The following is a 24,385-nucleotide window of genomic DNA, read 5'->3' as shown; positions in this document are numbered from 1 at the left end:
GCATATTATCTCAATTTGGGAATATCATGTTTACATCGTTCTCTAATTGAGATTTTCATGGATCACACCAGTCTCGAGATTTTTCGCATTGTGGCCGCTGAACTCAGCGTGACCCGGGCGGCCAAGCGGCTCGGCCGCGTGCAGTCGAATGTGACCACGCGTATCCAGCAACTCGAAGAGGAACTGGGCGTGGCGCTGTTCCGTCGCGACGGCAACCGTCTTACGCTGAGCACCGAAGGCGACCGTTTTCTCGGCTACGCGAACCGCATGCTCGCGCTCGCCGATGAAGCGCGACAAGTGCTCAGTCCCCAAGCGCCCTCGGGCACGCTGAGAATTGGCAGCATGGAGAGCACGGCTGCGGCTCGTCTTCCGGGCCCGCTTGCCGCCCTTCATGTTCAATATCCCGACGTCCAGCTCAGGATCTCGACCGCGCCCTCGCGGCAATTGCTTGAACAGGTGCGCAGCGGTTTGCTCGATTGCGCGTTCGCTGCGCTCCCGCCATGCGGCGAGATGGCGACAGCATCGGATCTGGAGGCAGTTGGGCTTCACGGGGAACCCGTCTTTCGCGAAGATATCCTGCTCGTGCTGCCGCGCGGCCATGCCGCAGTCCGCAAGGGCGCGGATATCACCGTCCGTTCGCTCGCGGCTTTCGCCGATGGCTGCAGCTACCGCGTGCTTGCGGAAGAGTGGCTTGGTCAGGACAGGTCGCCGCTCGATATCCAGGAGGTTGGGTCGTACCACAGCATGCTTGCGTGCGTGGCTGCTGGCGGCTGCGTATCGCTCGTGCCGCGCAGCGTGCTCGAATTGCTGCGTGATCCGCCCGATTTTCACACCCAGGTCGTGGCGAAGGTGGATACATGGCTCGTCCATCGAAACGGATACGAGACGGCTGCTTTCAACGCGCTGCGCGAAGCGCTTACGCCATTCATGTCGAAGCTGCCGAAGCCGCCGAAACTGTCTAACGTAGCGAAGAGGAAATCATCATGAGCACGATTCGTCAGGTTTCATCGACAGCGGGCCAAGGCATGGCGGCGCTGATCGCCGCGCTCGTCATGGCCGTTGGAATGGGGTTCGGACGCTTTGCGTTCACCGGCATCTATCCGGTCATGGTCAGCGATGCCGTGCTGACCGTGCATCAAGGCACGCTTGCGGCGTCGGCGAACTATGCCGGTTACCTGGCCGGCGCCCTGCTGACCGCCGCGGTGCATCCACGCCACTCACGCAGGCTGTGCATGCTTGCGCTTGCGGGCATCGTGGTGTGTCTCGGGGTGACGGCGCTGTTGAGTGCCCCCTGGCTCATCATCGCGATGCGCGGCATCACAGGCGCCGTCAGCGCGGTCACCATGGTCGCGGCTTCGCTCTGGTTGCTGCAACACCGTGGTCATTCGAGCGGCGCGCCCATGCTGTATGCGGGTGTCGGCTTGGGCATCGTGCTGTCGTCGGAAATGCTGATCGCGGGACGTGCGTTCGACCTGCATAGCGCGGGGCTCTGGTGGGTGCTGGCGGCGGGCGCATTGATCCTTGGCGCCGTTGCACTGCCGAGTCTCGATGCGCGTCCCGTTGAAACCTCCGGCACGCGTTCAACCGTGCACGGACACGAGTCCTTCCCTGCGCTCGGTGCGGCACCGCTGATTGCGCTTTACGGATTGGCGGGCTTTGGCTACATCATCACCGCGACCTATTTGCCGTTCTTTGTCAGGAACGCAGTGGGGTCGATCGATCCCATCCAGGTCTGGGCATTGTTCGGCCTGGGCGCGGCGCCGTCGTGCTTCATCTGGCACGCACTCCATATGCGCCTTGGCACACGACGCGCCCTGTTCCTGAATCTCGCGCTGCAGGCGGTCGGCGTCATCTTGCCGGTCCTGTTGCCGAACGCGGTGGGATACCTCGGCAGCGCATTGATCGTTGGCGGCACGTTCATGGGCACCACGACGATTGCGATGCTCGCAGCGCGCCGCGTTGCACACACAATGCGAGTAAGCATTCTCGCGGTGATGACTGCGTGTTTTGGCATCGGGCAAATCGTGGGACCGCTCGTGGCCAATGCGATGTACGCACCGCACCATTCGTTCTCGGGGTCGTTGGAGACGGCGGCTGCGGCGCTGGCCGTGGCAGGTCTGTTTTGCATACGTCTGGGCAAGTCGGAACAGGGATCGGCCGCGGTACAGCATCAGCATTGATGTACTCGTCCGATATCTGGACAAATCCATTCATGGCGTTAGCCGGCTTGCAGATAAAAATGGCAATAGAATAGTCGGATGACTACTTACGCCGCTTTTCTGCGGGCCGTGAATGTTGGCGGCACCGGCACGCTTCCCATGTCCGCACTTCGCACAATGTGCGAGTCCTTGGGCTTTTCCAATGTGCGTACGTATATCGCCAGTGGCAACGTTGTGTTCGAAAGCAAGCTATCGGAGGCATCTGCGAAAGCGAAGCTGGAGCGTTGTCTTGAGACTTATGCGGGAAAGCCTGTAGGCGTTCTCGTTCGGACAGGCGCTCAGCTAGCAGCGGTTCTTGCCGACAATCCCTTTAGCTCAGCGCCACAAAACAAGACCGTCGCAATTTTTCTCGATACAGCGCCTCCCTCCGATCTACTAGACACTGTAAGCGGTCAGCAAACGGAAGAAATCGCGCTCGGCACGCGTGAGATCTACGTGCACTACAAAGACGGAATAGCCCGTTCGAAACTGAAAATCCCGGCTGCCGCAAATGGAACCGCGCGCAACATGAATACCGTGGCGAAGCTCATCGAATGGACGGCAGCCTAGGCGGTTCGTCATGGCTAATTCGCAGAGAAAACGAGGGGTGAATCAATGCTGGATGCAATGACAATAACCGTCTCCATCGATCGCGATTGGCAAGACCTGTACAACGCGATATGGCGTCCCGAAGCATTTCAAAGTTGGGCGTCGGGGCTGTCGGAGTCGACGCTCGAAGCGTGCGGCGATCACTGGAAAGCTCACGGACCGGGGGGAAGCGTGACCATCCGATTCACTGACCATAACCGGTTCGGCGTGACGGACCATCACGTTTACCTCAACGGCGGCGAGGAAGTCTACGTGCCGATGCGCGTCTTTCAAAATGGCGCCGGAGCCGAGGTGGCACTCACATTGTTTCGGCAACCAGGAATGTCGGATGAAAAATTCGAAGCCGACGCCGCTTGGGTAAGACGCGATCTGGCCGCGCTCCGTGAGCAGTTTTCTTGATGATCAATCGATGCGGTTAATGGCGGTGTCGAGATTTCATCGGCAGAACCGATGGTCTGCGCCCGCCAAACAATGCGGAGGAATTGCTGGTGGTAAGTACATAGTTTCGAACCACGACGATCACCGTTGTTATGGAGAATGCATGAGTGCAAAAGCCGATGAACTCGCCCGGAAGCTTGTACGAAATTTTGACGAAGTTGAGAAGACGGCGGAAATTCGTTTGCCTCTATACGAGACGCTCAGCGCGCGTCTTGGAACGAACACGGCGGCCAAACATCTAGGTGCATCGATCGATATTGTGGCCGCCGGAAAACGCTCGTGTCCGTATCACTTTCACCATGCGCAAGAGGAAATGTTCGTGATCCTTGAAGGAGACGGGACGCTCCGCGTGGCGGGAGAATTAATTCCGATCAAAGCCGGCGATGTCATTTTCATTCCTCCCGGCCCTGAGTATCCGCATCAGATCATCAACTCATCGGAAGCGCCGCTCAAATACCTCTCGATCAGCACACGGGACGACCCGGAAGTTGTCGAATATCCGGACTCGGGGAAGTATCAGGCGATCGTCCGTGGCAAGGAGGGAGCACCCCTCCTCGTTATTCAGCGCAAGGACAATTCGCTGGACTACTGGGATGACGAACCCTAAGCCTGCGGTGCGGCCATGAAGTCATCTTCAGGCAATGCGATCAGCCGAACTTGGCCAGGTCCTGGAAAATAAGCTGTCCCCAAGTACGGCCCCGTGCCTGGATGAGCAGGCCGCCCTCGCCTATCCTTCCCAGTTCGATCGGCGCGAAGCCGAGCTTATCGACGAGCGTCGATACCGAGGCGCTAGCCGCATCGTCATCGCTTGCGATGAACACGATCCGCCGGCCTCCTTGAGATGTTTTCGATCCTTGTGCCAGAACGCTCGCTGGCAGATGGTTGAAGGCCTTCACCAGCTTCGCGCCTGGAAACGCCTTGGCAACGGCGGCTGTCGAGGGTAAGCCGCCCAACTCCTCAGGAGGGACATCGTACGCGTTGGTTGCATCGATCACGATCTTCCCCTGCCAGCTTTCGGCTGCCCGCCCGATGTCCTGGTGCGTAGCGAAGGGAACCGCCAGGATGATCACGTCGGCTTTGATCGCGTCCTCAATCCGTTGCGGCGCAAGCGACGGGCCGATCTGCGTCGCGAGCATGTCCAGCGGTCGCCTTGCTGCGACCGCTACTTCGATTCCTTCGCGGGCAAACGCCTGGGCGATAGCCGTCCCAATCTTGCCAAGTCCGATGATTGCGTAGCTCTTTGAACGCTCGTTTGCTAGTGTGCTCATGTCTTTTTTCCTCTGCTCAATAAATATTTCGGAAATCTAATTAATTTTAAAATTTTCACCCGGATAAATAGTCGGCCCTCTTGCGTCTTTCAGACTTGCCCAACGCCACCGTCGTCCATGAGATCCGCACCCGTCATATAGGAACTTTGGTCGGACGCCAGGAAGAGCGCGGCACTGGCCATCTCCTCGGCGCGGGCGAGTCGACCGAGCGGGATCATGCTCAGGTACATCGTCACCAGCGCTTCGCGCTCTTCGGGCGTCGCGGCCTGAGAATCGAGGATCGGGGTATCGGTTACGCCGGGGCTAAGCGTATTGACGCGGATACCGCGATCCTTGAATTCAGCAGCCCAGGTCCGGGCATAGGAACGCAACGCCGCCTTGGTCGCGGCGTAGGTGGTGTGCCCTGGAATGCCCATGACGTGCATGGCCGACGAGACCAAAACAATCGACCCACCCGCTGTCATCAGCGGCAACAGCTTTTGCACAAGGAAGACGGGAGCGCGAGCGTTGAGGTTGAATGTCTTGTCGAAATGAGCGGGCGTGAGGGTATTGATCGAAGCCTGCTCCGTTAAACCCGCGTTCGACACGATGATATCGGCTACACCCTTTTCGTTCCTTACCGCTGCAGCGACGCGGTCGAGGTCTTCGAGATCCGTGACATCAGCCTGGAGTGCGGTGACATTGCGTCCGATCAGTTTGGCGGCTTCATTGAGCTGTGCTTGCCGACGGCCAAAGATAAAGACGTGAGCGCCTTCGGAGACAAACCGCTGAGCGATCGCCAGACCAATACCGGTTGTGCCGCCGCTAATAACGGCAACCTTGCCTGCGAGAGTGGGCATTGAAACCTTCCGTCTGTTCGTGAATGACAAGAACAGGATAATTGCTGCCGCCAATAATGATAATGAGCATATTTTCCATAAGATCTATTCTCCAAAAGAATGAGTCGCGTACTATCAATGCCTTCCAAGAACCACGGACGAGCCGGTTATTTCGCTAATGATTAATTCTGTGGAAGACTAAAAATGGATCGTTTTCACGAATTGAATTCTTTCATCGCCGTGGTTGAAGCAGGCGGTTTTTCCGCCGCCGCGCGCAGAACCGGCGATTCACAGTCCGCTGTCAGTAAAGCGATCGGCGCGCTGGAGAGGCGCCTTGGCGTGGTGCTGTTTAACCGGAGCACGCGCAGCGTGACCCTGACGGATCAGGGGCAGCAATACTATGATCGGACGAAACCGCTAGTCGACGAGATGAATGAAGCCGACAGCGAACTGACGAGCAGCACGCACAATGTCTCCGGTCTGATCAGGATCGCCGCATCTTCTACGTTCGGCCGGCTTCACATTCTCCCGCTCATTCCCGACTTGCTAGCGCTCAATCCCGGCCTTCAGGTGGACCTCATTCTTTCCGACTTTGTGCGGGATATGGTGGACGATCGGATTGATCTGGCAATCCGGGTGGGCCCCGTCAACGAACCTGATGCGGTTGTCAGGCGCGTGGCTAGTACCCCGCTTGTCTGCGTCGGATCACGTCGCTACTTCGAGCAACGCGGAATACCGAAGACCCCCGCCGAGCTCGTTGGTCACAACTGCCTTCTATATGGCGGTTTGATGGAGTCGGTAAACTGGCCGTTTGTAGGACCGGAAGGTCGATTCAGCGTCTCAGTTCGCGGAAATCTTTCATCCAATAGTGTGGAAACGATCCGGGCCGGTGTTCTCGCCGGTGTGGGAATCGGGCTGTTTGCCAAGGTCTCTCTTGCCGACGAACTCCAGCATCCGGACGTGATCGTAATTCTCGAAGAATTCATAACCGACGTCAGGGACATAAGCCTGATCTGGCCGAAACGCCGGTATGTACCGGCACGCGTGCGCCGTGCGACTGACTTTTTTGCCGCCGCTTTACCGCTGCGTATTTAGGCAAACAGAATCAATCGGGCCGGGAAGGATCCAAGCGAAGCGCGGAGAGGCGGGTCGATTAAACGGGTAAATGGTGACCCATAACGCGTGCTGCACCTGAGCCAGCCGTATCGAACTCAACATGATCGGAAACAGCCGGCGCATCCGTTTCATCGATCGCCAAGCAGTCCCCGGGACAAGAGATGCGCTACAACTTGGAACTATACTGAGGCACTTGGAGGCTTCAATGGCTGATCACGACCGACTACATCCACTACGTCCGTTCCTGAAGAATTGGGTTTGGGAGCATGGGCGAATTGGGACTCGCTATCTCGACTTCGTCGACGGCGAAATCAAGTTCGATGAAGGCAAGAAATCGCATTTCGCCGCCGAAAAGTATATCTATGTGCCCCTGGATAAAGACGCCAAGGACGATGGCTCCGCAGAAGGTCCCGCGATCCAGGACGCGGGCCTTGCGCGATTTTTGCGGGCAGCGCAATTAGGTACGCCGGAAGACGCCGGTTCTATCGCGGAGGTCCAGCGCGCCGTGCAGGATTGCGTGGAACTTGGCCTATTCAGCGCCTATCAACTGGAGGCTCGCGAAGCGATGGCCCGCTATGCAGAGGAGGCCATGTTCGATGACGAGATCCGCGCGGCCGTTGTTGACGACATACGGCGTACCTATACCGGCATGCGCGAACAACTGGCGCTCTACGATTTCAGTGTGCTCTACGGCTTGCCCACGCCGCTGCTAATCAACGAGACGCCCTTCATCGACTGGCGTGTTCGCGTCAATCCGGGACTTCCGTTTGTATCGCTTCCGTTGGGACCTTATTGCCTGCTGGTCGGCGCGGTATCGGGCAGGAAGAGCCGCGTTGGCCCGGTGGTCTGGAAGGCCGCCAGCGCGATGGGCCCGCTGAAGGACCACAACCGCCTGATCGCGCAGAACACGCGTCTGTGGCTGGTGGCGATTACGGATGATCAACTTGTCGCGCCACAAGCCCGCCTTGCCGCCGTCATTGGCGCCAAACAGGATGATACGAAGCCCTGACTGCTGACATCGAATCCAGCCTTGTCACGCTAATTTGCCAGAACCCGAGGACGGCCATCGCCACCTTTCCGGCCTCGCTGATAACCACGTGCCTGACGCGCTACGGCTCCGTTCCGCTGAAACTGTTACTCTTCCCCATTCTCGACCGCAGCCTGGTCGCACGTGATGGGGCCAAGTCCAAGTGCCTGGCGTCAAGCAAGACAGGATTTTGAATGTTCGGTTTTCTACGCAGTTATTTTTCCAACGATCTGGCCATTGATCTCGGCACCTCAAATACGCTGATCTACATGCGTGGCAAGGGTATTGTCCTCGACGAGCCCTCGGTCGTATCGATTCGTCAGGAAGGCGGTCCGAATGGCAAAAAAACCATTCTCGCCGTGGGCAAGGAAGCGAAGCAGATGCTTGGGAAGGTGCCGGGCAACATTGAAGCTATTCGCCCGATGAAGGACGGTGTGATCGCCGACTTCAGCATTACCGAGCAAATGATCAAGCACTTCATCCGGATGGCGCACGAAACCCGCATGTTTGCGCCATCGCCGCGGATTGTTGTATGCGTGCCGTGCGGATCAACTCAGGTCGAACGACGCGCGATCAAGGAAGCCGCGCATAGCGCCGGCGCGTCGCAGGTGTACCTGATCGAAGAACCCATGGCGGCCGCAACCGGTGCCGGCCTGCCCGTGTCCGAGGCGACCGGATCGATGGTCGTCGATATCGGTGGCGGCACCACGGAAGTTGGCGTCATTTCACTTGGCGGCATTGTGTACAAGGGGTCGGTGCGTGTTGGCGGGGATAAATTCGACGACGCTATCGTCAACTATATTCGACGCAACTACGGCATGCTGATTGGTGAGCAGACAGCTGAAGCCATCAAGAAGGAGATCGGCTCCGCGTTCCCGGGCTCGGAGGTCAGGGAAATGGACGTGCGGGGCCGCAACATGTCCGAAGGTATTCCGCGTAGCTTCACGGTCTCGAGCAATGAGATCCTTGAAGCCCTCTCCGATCCGTTGAACCAGATCATTTCAGCGGTGAAAATCGCGCTTGAAAACACGCCACCTGAACTTGGCGCCGATATCGCCGAACGCGGCATCATGCTCGCGGGCGGCGGTGCGCTGTTGCGAGATCTTGACCGTCTGCTTGCAGAGGAGACTGGCCTGCCGGTGCTCGTCGCTGAGGAGCCGCTGACGTGTGTCGTGCGCGGTTCTGGCATGGCGCTTGAGCGTATGGACAAATTTGGTAGTGTCTTTTCCTACGATTGAAAATTGGTTTTCGTTCGCACTTGGTCGGGGGTTGGGCGGTTTGGTTTGCGGGGGGCAGGGGTGGTATTGGGGTGCCAAGTTCCAAGGTTAGCGGCCTGGTTCAATGCCGAGTTGCACGGGTTCTGCGTTAGCGGCCTGGTTCAATGCCGAGTTGCACGGGTTCTGCGTTAGCGGCCTGGTTCATTGCCGGGTTGCTGCTTTCCAGGTCTTCGCGAGTTATACGTTGGTTGTTTTCTTTATCACTATTAGCCACTGCGCGTGGCGGCGCGTCATTTCTTTGTCCAAAGCGACAAAGAAACGAAGCAAAGAAAACGCTTTCACCGCTCTACCCTAAGTGTCCACAGCGTGCAGTTCCATTTCATGGGTGCCCCAAAAGAACGGTGCTCGCAAGAGCCACGGATGTGTGAAACCCTCTTTCTCCGAACACGGATACCCCACGCTTCGCCACCAGTGTTTGAACCTGCCCAAGGTACACCCCGCGCTATCCGCGGAAAACCACCCACCGAATTTGTACGCATACCGAACCACTTTGCAACCCGTCAATAAATGAGGGAGCAGATTGGGTGAGGCCTAACCCCGAAAATCGCGGCGCAACCTGAGCAGCTGACCCGCGAAGAACTATAGCGGAAGATACGTGTGAGGCCGTGCGGGTCCGTGGGGCACTGGTGCTTGCCCGAGAGCGTACGGGGCGAAGCGTTTTAATGTCGGGATTCGCGAGAAGGAGGGTTTCAAACATCCTAAGCTCTTGCGAGCACCGTGCTTTTGGGGCACCCATGAATGAAAACTGCACGCTGTGGACACTTAGGGTAGTGCGGTGAAAGCGTTTTCTTTGCTTCGTTTCTTTGTCGCTTTGGACAAAGAAATGACGCGCCGCCACGCGCAGTGGCTAACAGTGATAAAGAAATCAGCTAACACTAAACGCGCGAAGACCTGAAAAGCAGCAACCCGGCAATCAACCCGACCGCTAACGCCAGAACCTAGCAACCCGGCATTGACCCCGACCACACCCGCCCCCAAACCCGGCCACGATGCCATCCGCAAAATCTAGAACAACTTCTGCCACTGATCCTGCTTGTGCATATCCGCGCGCGTATTAATCTCGATCAGAATGCCCCCCGGCGAACGGCAAAAGAACCGCGAACCACGCGAGTTGTTAAAGACCTCCGTTTCCATGCGAACGCCGTCCTCCAGAAATTCCTCATACAGGGTATGCACGTCATCCAGGCTGTCGACTTCCAAGCCGAAGTGGAAGTTCTTGGGCCAAACCGGCACCTCTTCCGCCACATGGTCCAACACAATGTCAAAGCCATTACGTTTGAGCAGGCAACTCTCTCCCGCGGCAACGATCTCGCAACCGAGATACTTCTCAAAAAATGCAGCCGTCTCGGCTACGTTGGTCGTGGGAAAGCTCAGGTGGTTCAGCTTTGCTTCTTTATGAAGATTCATGATCGGTCTCGCAGAAAAGTTGATATGTACCGCAGAGCGATTGCCTACCGACCAGCCCTAAGTGCTTGAGCTGATCGTGTGTTGCTCCACGGGGCCCATTTTGCGAGTAATTGCTCTATTTTTAAACTCGCATTGACCAACTAGCCTGCATCAGAGGATATAGCAACACTGGCGTGGGTTTCACGCGTCGGCCACCACACGGATACGAATAATTACTCGCTTTTCGGAGTCACCTTTTTCCGGGTTCGTGGCAACTTTTCAGGCTGACGATCCACGATCCCCAAATACCCGAATATGGCACGGCCGACGCGACTTTCCAGACCTCTTCGATCCGTTTCGCCACGCTCTCCCGCTGCATCCACGATGGCGCGAATCACAGCGACAAGGTCGTCGATCGTAATCTCCATCTCCGTCTGCGGTGGAATATCTTCATGCACGAGAATTTGCCGGATCACTTCACGAAAAGCGGACTTCGATGCCGCCAACTCATTGGCAATGACGGAGCGGTTTTCCTCGAAGTCGAGCGCGCGTGCAAGCGCTGGACGACGCAGTTGCTGACGAACGCAAACTGTAATCAGATGCCTCAATGCCTTCTGACCTGTCGGCTCGTTCAATGCGCCCTCAGCCTCCGCAAAGAACACGGCCCCTTCCCGCTCGCTAAGGGCAACAATGAGCGCGTCCTTGTTCGGAAAGTATTGATACAGGGAACCGACACCAACCCCCGCGCGCTGCGCGACCAGATTGGTATTCATCCCTTCCATCCCCTTCGTTTCAAGCACGCGGGCCGCTGCCTCCAGAATCGCAGCAACGGTTTGTTCAGCACGCGATTGCTGCGGAATCTTTCGGGGCTTTAATGATTGACGCCGGGGTTTCGTCACGATGCAACCTGATAAAAAGCGAGTTTTAACTCGGATTCTACAGCCTGACGCACGAGCCTTTTTAATCTGCAGCAAATTGCAGCGATCGTCTGGTACCTCGCAACGTAGTACCTCGGACTGCCATCCTCCAGCTCACATACGCTGATTGGTTCGATCATCGGCGTCGGCCCGATGAATCAATTGATGCGTGGTCCCTCCGGTACCAGCGGCGTCCATTGCGTTGGCCGCAGCGCTCTATTGGCTATTTCGGGTAGTTGCTTGAGCACAACTGCCACGCTATCGCGCCTTGCTTGCCCCTGCAACCCACTGGTCGAATTGCGGCTTGTTGCTCGCAAGCCAGTCATCGGCAAGCTTCGTGATCTGCATCGTCGACCCGCCATTTTTGCTGATTGCGTACTCCCACTGCGACCATGTCGCGACCGGGATCTTGATCTGTTCGATTAGCGTCCGGATCGCAGGATTGGCAGCGATGAACGTCTTGTTCGCCACGGTATCGAAGTTCCATGACGACATCGCCATCCGGCACGGATCGGCGCCGCCGGCACAGCCCTCTACGCCTTTGATAAGCGCAGAACCCTTGTTGGGTACGTTAGGCGGCAAGGCATCGGCGGGCGTAGGCACCCACACCACATCCTTTCCCGGAACCAGCGCGTTGGTTGCCCACGACGGACTCCAGGCGTAGAAAAATGCGGGCTTGCCGGCCTTCACGCGCGTCACTGCATCGACCATCAATGCCTCGTATTTTCCCCGCACCGCGTGGACATTTTGCTTGAGGCCGAATTTATCCAGTTGATAATCCACCACGTCTCCGCAGCTCCATCCGGGGTCGCAGCTAATCAGTTCCGCCTTGCCGTCGCTGCCGAAGAGCCCAGCAATCTTGGGGTCCTTCAATTGCTCCAGACTGGTGATGTTGTGTGCAAGCGCCGTCTTCCTGTCGATCACATAGCCATTGATGCCGCCACCGACGATCATGCCGTTGTCGACCACTTCCGCCTGTTTTTCAACGGCGCGAAAGCCCGGCTCGCGCTGGGGAAAATTCACATCGGTCGCGATGTCCGCGTCGCCCTGCGCCGCCGCCTGGAAGAAGAGCGTGGTGTTCATCGTGCTTAACTTCACGTCGTAGCCGAGCGCCTTCATCGCTTTCATCACGATCTGTGCCGCGACGTAGTTCCCACCAAGGCTGTCACCCTGCGCGTAGCGAACCGTCTTGCCGTCGCCGGGTAAGGCCAGCGCAGCTGGCGTGGCAGCACCCACGCTCGCCGACGTCAGGCCGACCACTGCGACGGCAGCGAGTGTGCTTACAGCCCGGACAAATGCTCTCATCAATGCTCCTCTTTCGTGATCGTTTGATCGTCTGGCTTTTAAACCAGACGCGCTTTGAGTACGCTATTTTTACAGCGCCTTTTCAGCATCGTGGGCCGTGTCTGGCGGCGTGCCCCTGGGAACCCGTCCACCGCGAATAAATCTCGCCAGCACCGGCAGAAGCGCGCTCTTGGTGCCGCCCTTCGACTGAGCCAGCTTCTGCGTGATGCGATCGAGCATCATCGCGAGCAGCACGATGGCAATACCGCCAATAGCCGCCTGACCGACATCGAGACGACCCAGACCTTGCAGCACGACCAGCCCCAACCCTTCCGCGCCGATCATCGCGATCACAACCGACATCACCATGGCGGTGAGCACGGTCTGGTTAAGGCCGCCGAGGATAGTCGGGATAGCTAACGGCAACTGGACCTCCCAGAGAAGCTGGCGTTTATCCGCGCCAAAAGCCAGACCCGCCTCCACGATCTCATGATCGACCATGCGAATCCCGAGATGGGTGAAGCGGATCAGCGGCGGCATGGCCGTGATGACGACTGCGACCTCACCCGGCACCGTACCCACGCCAAAGAGCATCACGACGGGCACGAGATACACAAATGTCGGCGTGGTCTGCATGATGTCCAGCACCGGACGCACGATTCGCCAGACCCGGTCGCTGCGTGCACACCAGATGCCGATCGGAATGCCGATGACCGCGCAAAACACAATGGCGGTCGCGATCAACGAGAGCGTTGTGATGGCTTGATCCCAGACACCAAGCATCGCGATAACGATCAGTCCCACCAGGGTAAACGCAGCAACTCCAAGGCTCGCCAATCGCCATGCGAGCAGGAACATCAACAACAACATGAACGGGAACGGGATCGCGTGAAGCGCGCTGTCGTTGAAGTTCAACAGCCGCTCAACGGGCCATTTGATAAGCAGGAAGAACGGCCGCAAGTTGAGCGCGATCCATTGCACTCCGTGCTGGATCCAGTCGCCAACCGGCAGGCCTGCGAGGTCATCGGCTTTAATTAACATGGCGTGCTCCTGCGGCGCCCGGAGCGCCAATGCCGGCCAATATTTGCCCGGCTTCCAGGCGGCCTATCAGCCGGCCGGTGTCGTCTATGACGCCGATTGCGCCGCCGTTGCGATAACTGCCGGCGACATCGACGAGCTTGGTGTCGGCGGGCACGCACGTAAAGCGGCTGTCCGGCCGGGGCATCGCGCCGCCGCGCGCCAGTTCTATCTCGGACGCCGTCACGGTGCCGAGGATGCGTTCATCGGCGTCGAGCATGAAGCCCGGTCCCGGTTCGCCGGATGGGTCGCCCAGAACGATTCCGTTAGGACCACGCAGGATGGTCACGAGCGATGTCATGACCGAGCCGGCATCGAAGAGTCTGCCGCGATCGACTTCACGGGTGAACGCAGCCACGTATTCGCTGCCGGGTTCAAGCACGATGGACTGCGGCGTGCCTTCACGCACCAGCTTTCCCTCCGACATGATGGCGATGCGCGAGCCGAGCTTCAGCGCCTCCTGGAAGTCGTGCGTGATGAACAGGATGGTCTTGCTCAACGTACGTTGCAGGCGCAGCAACTCGTCCTGCATCTCGGTGCGGATCAGCGGGTCCAGCGCGCTGAACGCTTCGTCCATGATGAGGATATCGGCGTCGGTGGCGAGCGCTCTCGCCAAGCCCACGCGTTGACGCATGCCGCCGCTTAGTTCATGCGGCATGTGATAAGCCCATCGCGCAAGACCGACCACGCTCAACACCTCTTCCGCGCGCTTGCGCCGCTGCGGAGCCGACATGCCCCGTAGCTTCAATCCAAACTCGACGTTCTCAATCACACGCCGGTTAGGCAGCAACGCGAAATGCTGGAAGACCATGGAGATGCGATTGCGCCGCACGTCGCGCAAGCCGGCTTCATCGAGCGTGCAGATGTCCTCATCGTCCAGCAGGATCTTTCCTGCGCTCGGTTCGTTAAGACGATTGATACAGCGTGCAAGCGTAGACTTGCCCGAGCCCGACAATCCCATGATCATGTACATGGCACCTGAGGGCACGCTTAAGGAAACGTCGTCGAGTCCTACTACCTGGCCGAGCGTCTCCTGCACTTCCGACTTGTTTTTCCCGGCGTTCAACATGGCCAGGGCGCGCTCAGGCTTGTCCGTGAACACCTTGTACAAATGCTCGATCTTCAAGCGCTCGGTCATAGCCTCTTCTCCTCATGAGAGCCAGCGGATTGCGAAAATTGGGAAAGATGCTGCAACGGTGAAAAGTCCGTCGGCACGAGAATCCTGTTTTCCGCCTGCTCGATGTTCTCTGACAGCTTGGGCAGGAAAGCCTGCCATCTTGAATCATTCGCCAGTTGCTGACGGCGGCGCGCCCGGTCCTGAAGGTCTGCGTAAGCCCACCAGTGCGTCACCTGGCTCAAGGGGCCTATATCAGACGTGAAGTAGCCCACGAGCCCGCCAAGGATCGGTTGCTGGATCGCCAGCCCCTCTTCCCGCACAAGTTGAAGATAACGGCTCATGCAGCCGTTCCTGATTCGATAGATCCGTTCTTCGACAATCATGAGCGCAACTCCTTATCTTCACCCGCCAGAAAGCGGCGCATCAGCGCGGCGACAAGATCCGGCGCCTCGATCAGGATCGAATGCCGTAATCCCGGCAGGATCTCGAGTTGCGAACCGGGAATGCGCTCGTGCATGAAATGCGCCATGCGCGGGTTGGAGCCTTGGTCCTCTTCTCCGGTCGCGATCAGGGTCGGCACCCCGATCTGATCGATAAGACCGCCAAAGTCCGTTTGCGCCAACACGCGATAAGCGGCCGCGTAGCAATCGGGATCATTCTCGGCGTTACGCTGGCGCATGCGCGCGACCAGCTCGGGATGACGCTGCTGAAACCCCTCGGTAAGCCACCGCGACACTGACGCATCGTAGTGCGAGCCCCGGTCGCCGGATTGCAGCGCAGCAAGCCGCGCTGCCACCCGTTCACGCTCTTCGGGCGTGCGCCCGGCCACAGTAGCCAGCAACACGAGTTTCCTCAGGCGCGCCGCATGCGTGAGCGCCAGCCGCTGCGCGATCAGGCCACCGAGCGAGAAGCCGGCGAGGTCGAATTTTTCGAAGCCCACATGGTCGGCAAGTGCCAACACGTCGCCCACGAAATCATCGATTTCATAACGGCCCTTGATCAGCGATGAGCGCCCATGACCACGCAGATCCAGCGTCAGGATACTGAAGGTATCGCTCAATTTTGCTGCGACGCCTTCCCAGGCATCAAGACTCGACCCCACGCCGTGGATGCAGACCAGCGGGCGCGAGCCTTCACCCTGGAGCCGATAATTCAGCACCACGCCACGGCCGGTGAATGTCTGATCGGCAGCAGTTTGCGCTGTTGAAGTCCTGGCGGCGTCCATGGGTCAGTACCCCGCAGCCGCGACGCTCGGCTCGCCCTGTGGATCCTGTTTTCGTCCGGCATCGCGCGCGGCAAAATTCGGCATCACTTCATCGATGAAGAGACGCAACGTCTTGACCTGCAGCTCGAACGGCAGGTTGAACGAGAGGCCCAGGCAATATTGATCGACGCCCTGGTCTTCGTAAATCTGCAGCTTCCGGATCACCTCGTCGGGCGTGCCGAACATCAGGTTATCGCGAATGTTCGCGGGGTCGTAGTTGGCACGATTCGCCACCGTCTCGTACGGCACAGGCTCAGGAAAACCATCCTTGACGGTGCCAATGTTCTGCATCAGGTTTTCGAAGGTGCGGCCGTAATCCACGCTGTGACGCACGGCGGTTTGCCAGTCATCGGGGTGATCGTATACGCAGGTCCGCCGCTGCATCATGAAGCGCGGGCGCGCACGCTCGGGATGGTCGGCCACGGCCTTGCGGAACTTCTCGCCCAGCACCGCGACTTCAGCCGGCGGCGCGGACAGCGGCGTAGACAAGATGTTCGCACCAATGCCAACCGCCCAGTCGAAACTGCCGGGGTCGCGTGTGGCCACCCAAATGGGCGGATGAGGTTGCTGCAATGGCTTGGGTACGGACGTCGCCAGCGGAAACTTCCAGTAATGTCCGTCATGAGCGTAATCGCCTGCCCAGAGCTTCTGCACGGCCGGCACGAGTTCCTTCATATACCCTACGCCCTCCTGCTGAGGAATGCCGCCGGCCATGCGATCGAACTCGTACTGATACGCACCGCGCGCAATCCCGAATTCGAGGCGTCCACCCGTCAGGTGATCGCACATGGCGGCTTCGCCAGCGAGCCGGATTGGTGACCAGTACGGCGCGACCAGCGTCGCTGTCCCAAGCCTGACGCGCTGCGTGTGCTGCGACAACCAAGTCAGGATAGCGAACGGATTAGGCGAGACGGTGCATTCGATCGTGTGATGCTCGGCGGTCCAGAGCGTTTCGAAGCCGCCTTCGTCGGCCATGCGCGCCAGCGCCAGCATATTGGACATGGCCGTCGACATTGAATCCTTCGGCGAGAAACGCTCCATGCTGATTGAGATGGCAAATTTCATAATGAGTCTCTTGATTTGGATTTTTTGGCAACGCGCATGGCTCAGCGCAAACGAATGACGAACGGGTCTTGCATGGCGCCCGAGTAGTCGATCACGACGTTCTTCAAACGCGAGAACTCGCGCATCACTTCAAAGCCGCCGCGACGCCCGTAACCGCTTCGCTTGGTGCCTCCGTTCGCCGACATATAAGCCGCCGAACGATAGGTGTTCACCCAGACCGTGCCCGCCTCGATGTCGCGTGCAAAGCGCAGTGCGCGGTCAATGTTCTGGGTCCAGATGCCCGCGGCCAAGCCGTATTCGGTATCGTTGGCGAGCGCGATGAGCTCCTCTTCCGTGTTGAACGGAACCACGCCCACGACCGGTCCAAAAATCTCCTCCTGCATGAAGCGCATCTCGTTGCGGGCCTGCGTCATCACGGTCGGCTGGAAGTACCAGCCACGCGATAACGCCGAGTCTTTGGGTTGTCCTCCGCCGATCGCGATCTTCGCGCCCTCGCTCACGCCGGACGCGACGTAACCCACTACTTTGTCGAGCTGACTGGCAAGAGCGAGCGGTCCGATATCCGTGTCGTCGGCCATCGGATGTCCGACCTTGACGCGACGCGTGCGCTCGACCAGCGCCTCGACGAAACGCTCATACACCGGTGCCTCGACGAAGCAGCGCGAACCCGCCACACAGGTCTGCCCGGCTGCCGCAAAGATGCCCGATACAACGCCGTTCACCGCCCTATCCACGTCGACATCGGAGAACACGACATGTGGCGACTTGCCGCCCAGTTCCATCTGGCAGGGAACGAGATTTTCCGCCGCGTTGCCCGCAATCTTGCGACCGGTCACCGTGCTGCCAGTGAACACAAATTTAGCGATGCCGGGATGGCGCGTGAGTGCGTCGCCGGTCGTCGCGCCGTCACCCGTGACGACGTTGAATACACCCGGCGGAAAGCCCGCTTCGATAGCCAGTTCAGCAAGCGCGAGCGTTGAAGCCGTCGCGTGTTCCGACGGTTTGACAACGATCGTATTGCCTATCGCGAGACACGGCGCGAGCGTGCCCGTGAGCATCATCAGCGGCGAATTCCACGGGATGATCATGCCGACCACGCCTATGGGCTCACGCAAATTGAAGTTCAGCGTGTCGAGTTTGTTGACGGGGATCGTATCGCCCTGAAGCTTGTCGGCCATCCCGGCAAAGTAGAGATACGAGTCAGGGATAGCCCGCATCTGCGCGCGCATTTCCTTGATGAGCTTGCCGTTGTCGCGGCATTCGATCAACGCCAGTTCGTCCGCGTTGGCGAGCACGAGATCGGCAAGACGGCGCACCAGTTTGCCGCGATCGGTTTGCGTGATCCGGCGCCACGCAGGGTTCTTCAATGCAGCTTGCGCCGAGCGCACAGCGGCATCCACGTCGTCGGCATTGGCTTGCGCAAACTCATACCAGGGAGTAGCCGTGGTGGGGTCATAACTCGACACATATTGCCCACTGCGTGGAGTCGTGAACTCTCCATGAATGAATAGATTCTGTCTCGACCCTTGCAAACTTTCGACTGTCGTTTTCATCATGTCCTTTCCAGATTCAAGGTTGCGAATGCTGCAAATGCTTCATATGAGGCTGCGCTGCACTGACCATCGCGACGCGGCCGCCATCGTGTGAATCCATGTAGATGCCGAACCGCCCGCCAGCGCTTTCGTTCACATAACGCCGCAGCATTCCCCGTATTTCCGTCGTCGGGATGTCGTCGTAGGGAAGCTGGTCGAGCGGGAAGAAGCGGAAGTTCTCGGGGATCTCGCAAGCCGCACGCGGAAGCGCCAGGCGGGCGCGGTAGATCAGGTAACCGGAGTCGCTGCCGGCTGCATCGAAGACGGAATAGAGGAACGTATCGTCGGGCAGCAACTCCAGGTCGTCTCCGCCTGCAATCGGAAGCCGGCCATTGACGAGCCGGTGCGGTGCACTGGGCAACGTCCAGCCATTCTTGCCATCGCTTGCCAGCAGCAATGATCCTTCGGCCTCGATGAGATAACCGACGATCATGTTGTGCGATGAGAGCCAGCCCGGCGGCAACGGATCCTTGACTTGCGCATAGCGGCCGCGGCAAAAGCCGAGCGGCGCTGAAGGACTGGTTCCAAAGGCCTGGACGCGGCCGATGAGAATCGTGTGGTCACCTGCATCAACGCGGTCATGGACCGTGCAGTCGAACCACGTCAGGCATTCGGTCAGCACGGGCGCGCCAGTGTGGACGCCGTCATGACTGACGGCAGCGAATTTATCGGCGGATTTGGAGGCGAACAGATTGGAGACGTCGGTCTGCGCTTCGTGCAGCAGATTGACGGCGAAGTGACCGGTATCCTGGAAGACGGGATAACTCGACGCACCCTTTCCTACGCATACGAGGAGCAACGGCGGATCAAGCGACACCGACGTGAACGAGTTCGCCGTCATGCCACGCGGACGGCCTTCGGCGTCGCGGGTGGTGATGATCGTCACCCCTGTCACGAAGGTGCCGAACGCTCGGCGCAAGGCGACCGGATCCACGGCGACGGGTTTATCTGAAACTTCGGCTTGCATGTACTTCACCTCGAACGTCGTTACGTTGAGGTCTAAGTTAAGCCATGCAAAATCCGATATCTTCCGCTGGATCGAAGGACATCCGAGCCTGATTACCCTCTCATTCGAGGTACTGACTTAGCGCGCTTCGCTGACGGTATGCTGTTCTCAACCAGGCTATGCAGCTGCAACGCAAGCTCGATCGCGAAACGCTGCTCAGGCGTTTCGACCTGGATGCCAAACAGGTCCGAGATCCGCGACAGGCGATACCGCAGGGTGGTCACGTGAAGGTCCATCGCATCGGCGCAATGCTGGCTGCGGCAGCCTGAGCGGACATAGGCAGCGAGCGTTTCAAGGTAAGCGGACTTGTGCTTCTTGTCGTGCTCCACTACCCGGCCTATGGCGCCGTCAATGAAGCTGCGCACATCGGCGGAATCAGCGGCGCCGATCAGCATGGGCAACGGTCCGAAGTCAGGGACGGTCATCGCACCGCGTCTGCCGAATGTGCGGGCCACCCGGATCATGCGCCAGCAGCGCTCCCATTCGTTCGCAATCGATTCGAGCCCTTCGCATGTGTCGCCAACGACCACGATGGGTTCACTGCCAAACGAACGGAACAAGGTCTCGGAGACGCGCTGCGCCAGTCGCGCAACCCGGTCCAGTTCTACACCCTCCTCATGCGGCACGAGGCACACCAGCGCGCCGCCAACCGTCACGATGTGCACCGCAACATGCAGTTGCGCGGCAAGCAGCGCGACCGCGCGATGCGCATCGACAGAGAGATCCGCGGACGCATCCGTGCGATCCGGAAAATCGGTCACGAGCATGCGCATGGGCGCCGCGAGTGACAGCCCGAGGCGACGGGCGCGGCGCAGCATGTCCTGCTCGTCGCGCCAGCGCCGCTCGACGATTTCGAAGAACAATTCAGTGAGCGTTCGCGTCTCGAAGCGAAAGCGTATGACGCTACGCATCAATTGAACGCTTAGCGCAAACTTTGCACTTTCGATGAGGAGTTTCTGTAGATCATTCGCGTCGGCCTTGTCGAAGGTCAGCAAAGCGCCGACCGCTTCATCGTCGACCATGAGCGACTCTATGCGGGCATCGAGCGAGAGCTTGTCGCCAAGGTGCAGCGTGATGGTCTCGGCGTGCCGGGTGGTGACAGCGTCGCGGACCTCGGCAAGAATCTGACGGCCCGTTGCCCCTTCCAGCATGAGACGCCACGCGTCGTTGTCGTGAGCGTCAGGCACGGGCGACGCGGACGCAAGCAAGCTGCTTGCGAAGAAATCCAGTACGAGTACGGGCGCATTGAGAAGATCGCCGAGCATGGCGGTGAGGGTTTCTATGGAGCCGCCGGCGAGCACTTCCTGCAGCAGCGAACCCTGCGCGCCGAGCACGCGGCGCAATTGTTCGGCCGCAGCAATCTGCGCTTGATGGCGATGCGCACGTTCAATCGCTATTGCCCCAAGATGCACGATGATCCCCATGAACGCGAGATCATCGGCGGACACGTCCACCACTTTGCGCGACGAAACGGCCATGACCATGGGCCGCCCTTCACCGTCGACGCTCGCCATCGGATAGATCAGCACGGTGCAATAACCGCGCTCATGCGCTTCAAGCCGATACCCGGGGAATTCAACGGACTCGCGCGCATCGCGGATATATACGGGCTCGAAACGCTGCAGCGCAACCAGCGCAGGACTGGTCGCCAGTTCCCATCGATCTCCTAGTGGGCGGCGCAGCATGGCATTGGTTTCATAACGCGCCGTGACCAGCGCGAAACCATGCGCGAGGTCCACGGTCATGATCGATCCCAGGTCCCACGAGCCGTGCCGGCATGCCGCCTGGATGAGGTCCCGCAGCAGCGTATCGAGGTCGCCATCTGAGTTGATTTGGCTCGCGACATCACGAAGCGACATGATCCGCGACAGTTGATCTGGCATATCAGAGCATCCAAAAGTCTTATTTCAATATACGACATAACGTAGCAAAAAATAAAAGATTCATCCCTCGAAGGCGCGGAGGACGCACCCTGTTTGCGTCGTTAGCATTCGTATTGGACAAGTCAGTATCCCCACCCGCCAACCAATGGAGTGCGCACATGGAAACTGGGATTCGCAAGATCGCGACGTTTATTGAAGAGACCGTCATCGAGGGAGGAAGGAAGGCTGAGCGGCCGATTACAACGGTGGTCGTTGCAGCAATCGTTCGCAATCCGTGGGCAGGAAAAGGCTTCGTGGAAGACCTCCGGCCGGAGATCCTGCGGCTTGCTCCGGTGCTGGGCGCCGAGATGACACGGCGGCTTGTGGCCATCATGCCGGCCGATCGCGTGGAGGCTTATGGGAAGGCAGCGACCGTGGGTGTCAACGGTGAGATCGAGCACGGTTCGGCGCTGATCCACACGCTTCGCTTTGGCAACATGTTTCGTGAGGCAGTCAACGGCACTGCATTTCTCAGCTTCACGAACACGCGTTCAGCCCCCGGCGCGCTCCTGTCTGTTCCCATGATCCATAAGTCGGAAACGGGCAAGCGGTCGCACTTCATCACGGCAACGTTCCAGGTAGCGGATGCTCCCGGCCCCGACGAAATCGTGATCGCGATAGGCGCAGCGGACGGCGGCCGCGCTCATCCGCGCATTGCTGATCGCTTTCAGGACATGGCGGAGATGGAGGCCGAAAAGGCGAACGCTTGATCAGCGAAAAGGCTGCGGCGCTGGCTTGCGGTTGATAAAGACGCCGGCGTTGCCGCGATATCAGAGAAGCCGGCGTCAAAGTCGCTGGATAGAGCCGATCGGTAAGACGGCTCTTCGGCGTGGGGATGTTTTCAAACGATGACAGACTTGTAGCGCTTATCCGGCCGAGCATCTGTCATATGCGATTTTCAACGTCTTCAATGAAGAAGCGTTAGCTCCTGTTTCGTGCCTGTGGCAACATCCGCAAATGAGCGCGCTTACCAAGCAAGCGTAAAGCTCACGTTCGTTGTCTTGACACGACTACTAAGGTTGTTTGTAAAGGAGCAGTAATGCGTGCATCACCCATTGCGTCGACCGTGCCAACTAGCGGCCACTATTACGACAAAAAACGCTACCAAGCGCACGATCCAAGCGATCACGTTATCGCGGTGGCCGTCTGACGGTGATCAAGCTCGACCGCTACGACATCGCCATCCTGCGCGTTCTTGCCCGCGATGGCCGCATCACGAAATCAAAACTCGCCGAAGAAGTGAACCTGTCGATTTCGCCCACTTGGGAACGCGTGCGCAAGCTTGAGGAGAGCGGCGTTATCAAGGGGTATCGTGCGGAACTCGACTGGGTCGGAACCCTTAACGCGAGCCGGATCGTGGTGGAAGTCACGCTCGCACGACATACAGAGCGGGACATGCGGCGCTTCGAGGAGGCCATGCAGGCCGCGCCGGAAGTCGTGCAGTGCTATGCGACAGGCGGCGGCGTGGACTATGTATTGCACGTGGTCTCGCGCGATATTTACCACTACCAGCGCTTCATTGACTCACTGCTGATAGGGGAAATCGGAATAGAACGCTACTTCACTTATATCGTTACGAAGGTCGTGAAGAGCATGCCTGACAGGGTGCCCGACTGGGAGTGAAAAACGCTTCACGGCAATGTACGACTCTGATGGTTTCCCCTACCCTCGCTGGCAAATCACCGAATGCGCACCATGGATAAGCCAAGGTGCGCACGTCACATCACGCTCCCAACTGTCCGCGACCAAGCCGTCGAACTAACACCCTACGTTGAACGGTAGGCCATCTTGCCGCCGCCGTCCTTCCTTTCGATGGAAGACGCATTTTTTAGTGTCACGTAACTTATATCCATCCGTGCGACGGCAAAAACCGATCCCTCACTTCGATAAGTCGCCGCAGCGGAAGTAGACCAAACCTTAATATTCAAACAGGGAGATGACCTTCATGAAAGCAATGATGCGAGCGGCAACGGTCGCGGCGTGCGTAGCAAGCGTGGCATTTGCAACGCCCGCAGTAGCCGCATCCCCGCAGGCTCAGCCCGGTGCGGGCAAGACAATTCACTACGCGCAGACCGACAGCCTGGGCGCGAATTACGTCGCGGTACAGATCGTGAAGAAGGCGCTGACGTCGCTCGGCTACGAGGTGAATCTGAGCACCATGGGGACGGTACTGTTCTTTCAAGCGGTCGCGCAAGGCGACGTCGACATGGAGACCGACGTCAATTTTCCGCAGAGCGAACCTGATTTCCGCGTGGTCCAGGCTCAGGCTGAAATGATCGGCGGGGGCGAAATTATTGGCGGTGGAATCAATGGTTACCTGATCGATAAAAAGACCGCGTTAGCGCACAACATCACCAGTCTCGAACAGATGAAGGACCCGAAGATTGCCGCACTGTTTGGGGACAACGACAAGGCGCAACTGATCAGTTGTGATCCGGGCTGGAGTTGCGGCGATGTCGTCAACTATCAGCTGGACAAGTTCGGACTCCGTCAGACCGTGCATCCGGTAAGTGGTAAATACGAGGCGCTGATGGCGGACGTCGTGACGCGCGTCAAGGCAGGCAAGCCGGCGTTCTTCTACGCGTGGAGCCCGTCGTGGACGGTCAATGTGCTGGTGCCGGGTAAAGACGTCGTATGGTTGCCGACGCCCACCGACGCGTTGCCGCCGAACGTGCCGAACCACGGCTCGGCGCTCGTGAATGGCGTTGAAGGATGTGCGGGCGGCGCGAATCCGTGCCGTATGGCGATGGCATCGTGGAACTACGGTGCGGTCGCGAACAAGCAATTCATCGCGGCCAATCCGGTCGTGAAGAAGCTCGTCGAGCAGATCCGTTTCCCATCGGCGACATGGTCGGCCTGGGAACTTGCGATCAGCAAGGGCAACGGTGCAACAGCGGTCGTCTCGACACTCGCGGACCAGTGGCTGGCCGCGAACAAAACGCAGTTCGACGGCTGGGTTGATACGGCTCGTAGCGCACACTAAATGAGTGGCGGCGAAGGCGCG

At 58.8% G+C, this 24,385-nt stretch carries 24 protein-coding genes and 1 pseudogene; 12 read left to right on the top strand and 13 right to left on the bottom strand.

Going from position 1 to position 24,385, the window contains the following annotated elements:
• Nucleotides 1–57 precede the first annotated feature (57 nt).
• From ACSQ83_RS10130 to ACSQ83_RS10110, 5 genes are all read left to right on the top strand, one after another.
• Complete coding sequence (locus ACSQ83_RS10130; RefSeq protein ID WP_436228023.1) at nt 58–987, top strand: LysR family transcriptional regulator; 930 nt, start codon at nt 58–60, stop codon at nt 985–987.
• Entirely contained in the window at nt 984–2,180 is a 1,197-nt protein-coding gene (locus ACSQ83_RS10125) for a YbfB/YjiJ family MFS transporter (protein ID WP_414951732.1), read from the top strand. Before ACSQ83_RS10130 ends, ACSQ83_RS10125 begins: the two co-directional genes overlap by 4 nt.
• A 78-nt stretch (nt 2,181–2,258) precedes the next feature.
• Nucleotides 2,259–2,768: a DUF1697 domain-containing protein gene (locus ACSQ83_RS10120; protein WP_414951731.1), complete on the top strand. Its 510-nt coding sequence runs from the start codon at nt 2,259–2,261 to the stop codon at nt 2,766–2,768.
• Nucleotides 2,769–2,813: 45 nt separating this feature from the next.
• A complete protein-coding gene (locus tag ACSQ83_RS10115) occupies nt 2,814–3,206 on the top strand; it encodes a polyketide cyclase (RefSeq protein WP_436228022.1) in 393 nt (130 codons plus the stop codon).
• Between the two features lie 142 nt (nt 3,207–3,348).
• Entirely contained in the window at nt 3,349–3,852 is a 504-nt protein-coding gene (locus tag ACSQ83_RS10110) for a cupin domain-containing protein (protein WP_414951729.1), read from the top strand.
• 40 nt (nt 3,853–3,892) lie between these two features.
• On the opposite strand, the gene ACSQ83_RS10105 is transcribed toward ACSQ83_RS10110, so the two are convergent.
• Both ACSQ83_RS10105 and ACSQ83_RS10100 read right to left on the bottom strand, forming a co-directional pair.
• Nucleotides 3,893–4,513 (bottom strand): NADPH-dependent F420 reductase, encoded by a 621-nt coding sequence (locus tag ACSQ83_RS10105; protein ID WP_436228021.1) that lies wholly within the window; start codon nt 4,511–4,513, stop codon nt 3,893–3,895.
• A gap of 89 nt (nt 4,514–4,602) precedes the next feature.
• Nucleotides 4,603–5,352, bottom strand: coding sequence for an SDR family NAD(P)-dependent oxidoreductase (locus ACSQ83_RS10100; RefSeq protein ID WP_436228020.1), 750 nt, complete (start codon nt 5,350–5,352; stop codon nt 4,603–4,605).
• 183 nt (nt 5,353–5,535) lie between these two features.
• Here ACSQ83_RS10100 and ACSQ83_RS10095 point away from each other — a divergent pair, with 183 nt between their 5' ends.
• From ACSQ83_RS10095 to ACSQ83_RS10085, 3 genes are all read left to right on the top strand, one after another.
• Complete coding sequence (locus ACSQ83_RS10095; protein WP_436228019.1) at nt 5,536–6,426, top strand: LysR family transcriptional regulator; 891 nt, start codon at nt 5,536–5,538, stop codon at nt 6,424–6,426.
• 226 nt (nt 6,427–6,652) lie between these two features.
• The gene (locus tag ACSQ83_RS10090) at nt 6,653–7,456 is read left to right on the top strand and encodes a hypothetical protein (protein WP_436228081.1); all 804 of its coding nucleotides are present in this window, start codon (nt 6,653–6,655) and stop codon (nt 7,454–7,456) included.
• A 212-nt stretch (nt 7,457–7,668) separates the two neighbouring features.
• Nucleotides 7,669–8,712 carry a rod shape-determining protein gene (locus tag ACSQ83_RS10085; RefSeq protein WP_414951725.1) on the top strand — a complete coding sequence of 348 codons (1,044 nt, stop codon included), beginning with the start codon at nt 7,669–7,671 and terminating at the stop codon, nt 8,710–8,712.
• Between the two features lie 1,044 nt (nt 8,713–9,756).
• Here the strand turns inward: ACSQ83_RS10085 and ACSQ83_RS10080 are convergent.
• Both ACSQ83_RS10080 and ACSQ83_RS10075 read right to left on the bottom strand, forming a co-directional pair.
• Complete coding sequence (locus ACSQ83_RS10080; protein ID WP_414951724.1) at nt 9,757–10,158, bottom strand: VOC family protein; 402 nt, start codon at nt 10,156–10,158, stop codon at nt 9,757–9,759.
• A 212-nt stretch (nt 10,159–10,370) separates the two neighbouring features.
• Nucleotides 10,371–11,111 carry a TetR/AcrR family transcriptional regulator gene (locus ACSQ83_RS10075; protein WP_436228018.1) on the bottom strand — a complete coding sequence of 247 codons (741 nt, stop codon included), beginning with the start codon at nt 11,109–11,111 and terminating at the stop codon, nt 10,371–10,373.
• On the opposite strand from ACSQ83_RS10075, the pseudogene ACSQ83_RS10070 reads away from it, so the two are divergent.
• Nucleotides 11,112–11,279: pseudogene (locus ACSQ83_RS10070) on the top strand (inorganic phosphate transporter); the annotation flags it as partial.
• Nucleotides 11,280–11,312: 33 nt separating this feature from the next.
• On the opposite strand, the gene proX (ACSQ83_RS10065) reads toward ACSQ83_RS10070, so the two are convergent.
• The 9 genes from proX (ACSQ83_RS10065) to ACSQ83_RS10025 form a co-directional block, all read right to left on the bottom strand.
• The gene (proX, locus tag ACSQ83_RS10065) at nt 11,313–12,359 is read right to left on the bottom strand and encodes a glycine betaine/L-proline ABC transporter substrate-binding protein ProX (protein ID WP_436228017.1); all 1,047 of its coding nucleotides are present in this window, start codon (nt 12,357–12,359) and stop codon (nt 11,313–11,315) included.
• Between the two features lie 69 nt (nt 12,360–12,428).
• A complete protein-coding gene (locus ACSQ83_RS10060; RefSeq protein ID WP_436228016.1) occupies nt 12,429–13,379 on the bottom strand; it encodes an ABC transporter permease in 951 nt (316 codons plus the stop codon).
• Entirely contained in the window at nt 13,369–14,553 is a 1,185-nt protein-coding gene (locus ACSQ83_RS10055; protein WP_436228015.1) for a quaternary amine ABC transporter ATP-binding protein, read from the bottom strand. The genes ACSQ83_RS10060 and ACSQ83_RS10055 overlap by 11 nt, the downstream gene beginning before the upstream one ends.
• Nucleotides 14,550–14,915 carry an NIPSNAP family protein gene (locus ACSQ83_RS10050; RefSeq protein WP_414951719.1) on the bottom strand — a complete coding sequence of 122 codons (366 nt, stop codon included), beginning with the start codon at nt 14,913–14,915 and terminating at the stop codon, nt 14,550–14,552. The genes ACSQ83_RS10055 and ACSQ83_RS10050 overlap by 4 nt, the downstream gene beginning before the upstream one ends.
• A complete protein-coding gene (locus ACSQ83_RS10045; protein WP_436228014.1) occupies nt 14,912–15,757 on the bottom strand; it encodes an alpha/beta fold hydrolase in 846 nt (281 codons plus the stop codon). Before ACSQ83_RS10045 ends, ACSQ83_RS10050 begins: the two co-directional genes overlap by 4 nt.
• Before the next feature lie 3 nt (nt 15,758–15,760).
• Nucleotides 15,761–16,861: an LLM class flavin-dependent oxidoreductase gene (locus ACSQ83_RS10040; protein ID WP_436228013.1), complete on the bottom strand. Its 1,101-nt coding sequence runs from the start codon at nt 16,859–16,861 to the stop codon at nt 15,761–15,763.
• Between the two features lie 41 nt (nt 16,862–16,902).
• Nucleotides 16,903–18,414 (bottom strand): aldehyde dehydrogenase, encoded by a 1,512-nt coding sequence (locus ACSQ83_RS10035; RefSeq protein WP_436228080.1) that lies wholly within the window; start codon nt 18,412–18,414, stop codon nt 16,903–16,905.
• A 16-nt stretch (nt 18,415–18,430) separates the two neighbouring features.
• Nucleotides 18,431–19,420: a flavin reductase gene (locus ACSQ83_RS10030; protein ID WP_436228012.1), complete on the bottom strand. Its 990-nt coding sequence runs from the start codon at nt 19,418–19,420 to the stop codon at nt 18,431–18,433.
• A 92-nt stretch (nt 19,421–19,512) separates the two neighbouring features.
• Nucleotides 19,513–21,342: a helix-turn-helix domain-containing protein gene (locus ACSQ83_RS10025; RefSeq protein WP_414951715.1), complete on the bottom strand. Its 1,830-nt coding sequence runs from the start codon at nt 21,340–21,342 to the stop codon at nt 19,513–19,515.
• 158 nt (nt 21,343–21,500) lie between these two features.
• Here ACSQ83_RS10025 and ACSQ83_RS10020 point away from each other — a divergent pair, with 158 nt between their 5' ends.
• The 3 genes from ACSQ83_RS10020 (at nt 21,501) to proX (ACSQ83_RS10010) (ending at nt 24,364) form a co-directional block, all read left to right on the top strand.
• Entirely contained in the window at nt 21,501–22,091 is a 591-nt protein-coding gene (locus tag ACSQ83_RS10020; RefSeq protein ID WP_414951714.1) for an amino acid synthesis family protein, read from the top strand.
• 442 nt (nt 22,092–22,533) lie between these two features.
• Nucleotides 22,534–23,004: an Lrp/AsnC family transcriptional regulator gene (locus ACSQ83_RS10015; RefSeq protein WP_414951713.1), complete on the top strand. Its 471-nt coding sequence runs from the start codon at nt 22,534–22,536 to the stop codon at nt 23,002–23,004.
• Between the two features lie 331 nt (nt 23,005–23,335).
• The gene (proX, locus tag ACSQ83_RS10010; RefSeq protein WP_436228079.1) at nt 23,336–24,364 is read left to right on the top strand and encodes a glycine betaine/L-proline ABC transporter substrate-binding protein ProX; all 1,029 of its coding nucleotides are present in this window, start codon (nt 23,336–23,338) and stop codon (nt 24,362–24,364) included.
• Nucleotides 24,365–24,385: the final 21 nt, after the last annotated feature.

Origin of the sequence: Caballeronia sp. LjRoot29, assembly GCF_964252755.1 — a bacterium.
Lineage (GTDB): Bacteria > Pseudomonadota > Gammaproteobacteria > Burkholderiales > Burkholderiaceae > Caballeronia.
Note: the sequence above shows the minus strand (reverse complement) of the source record. Positions and strands in the feature narration are given on the sequence as shown.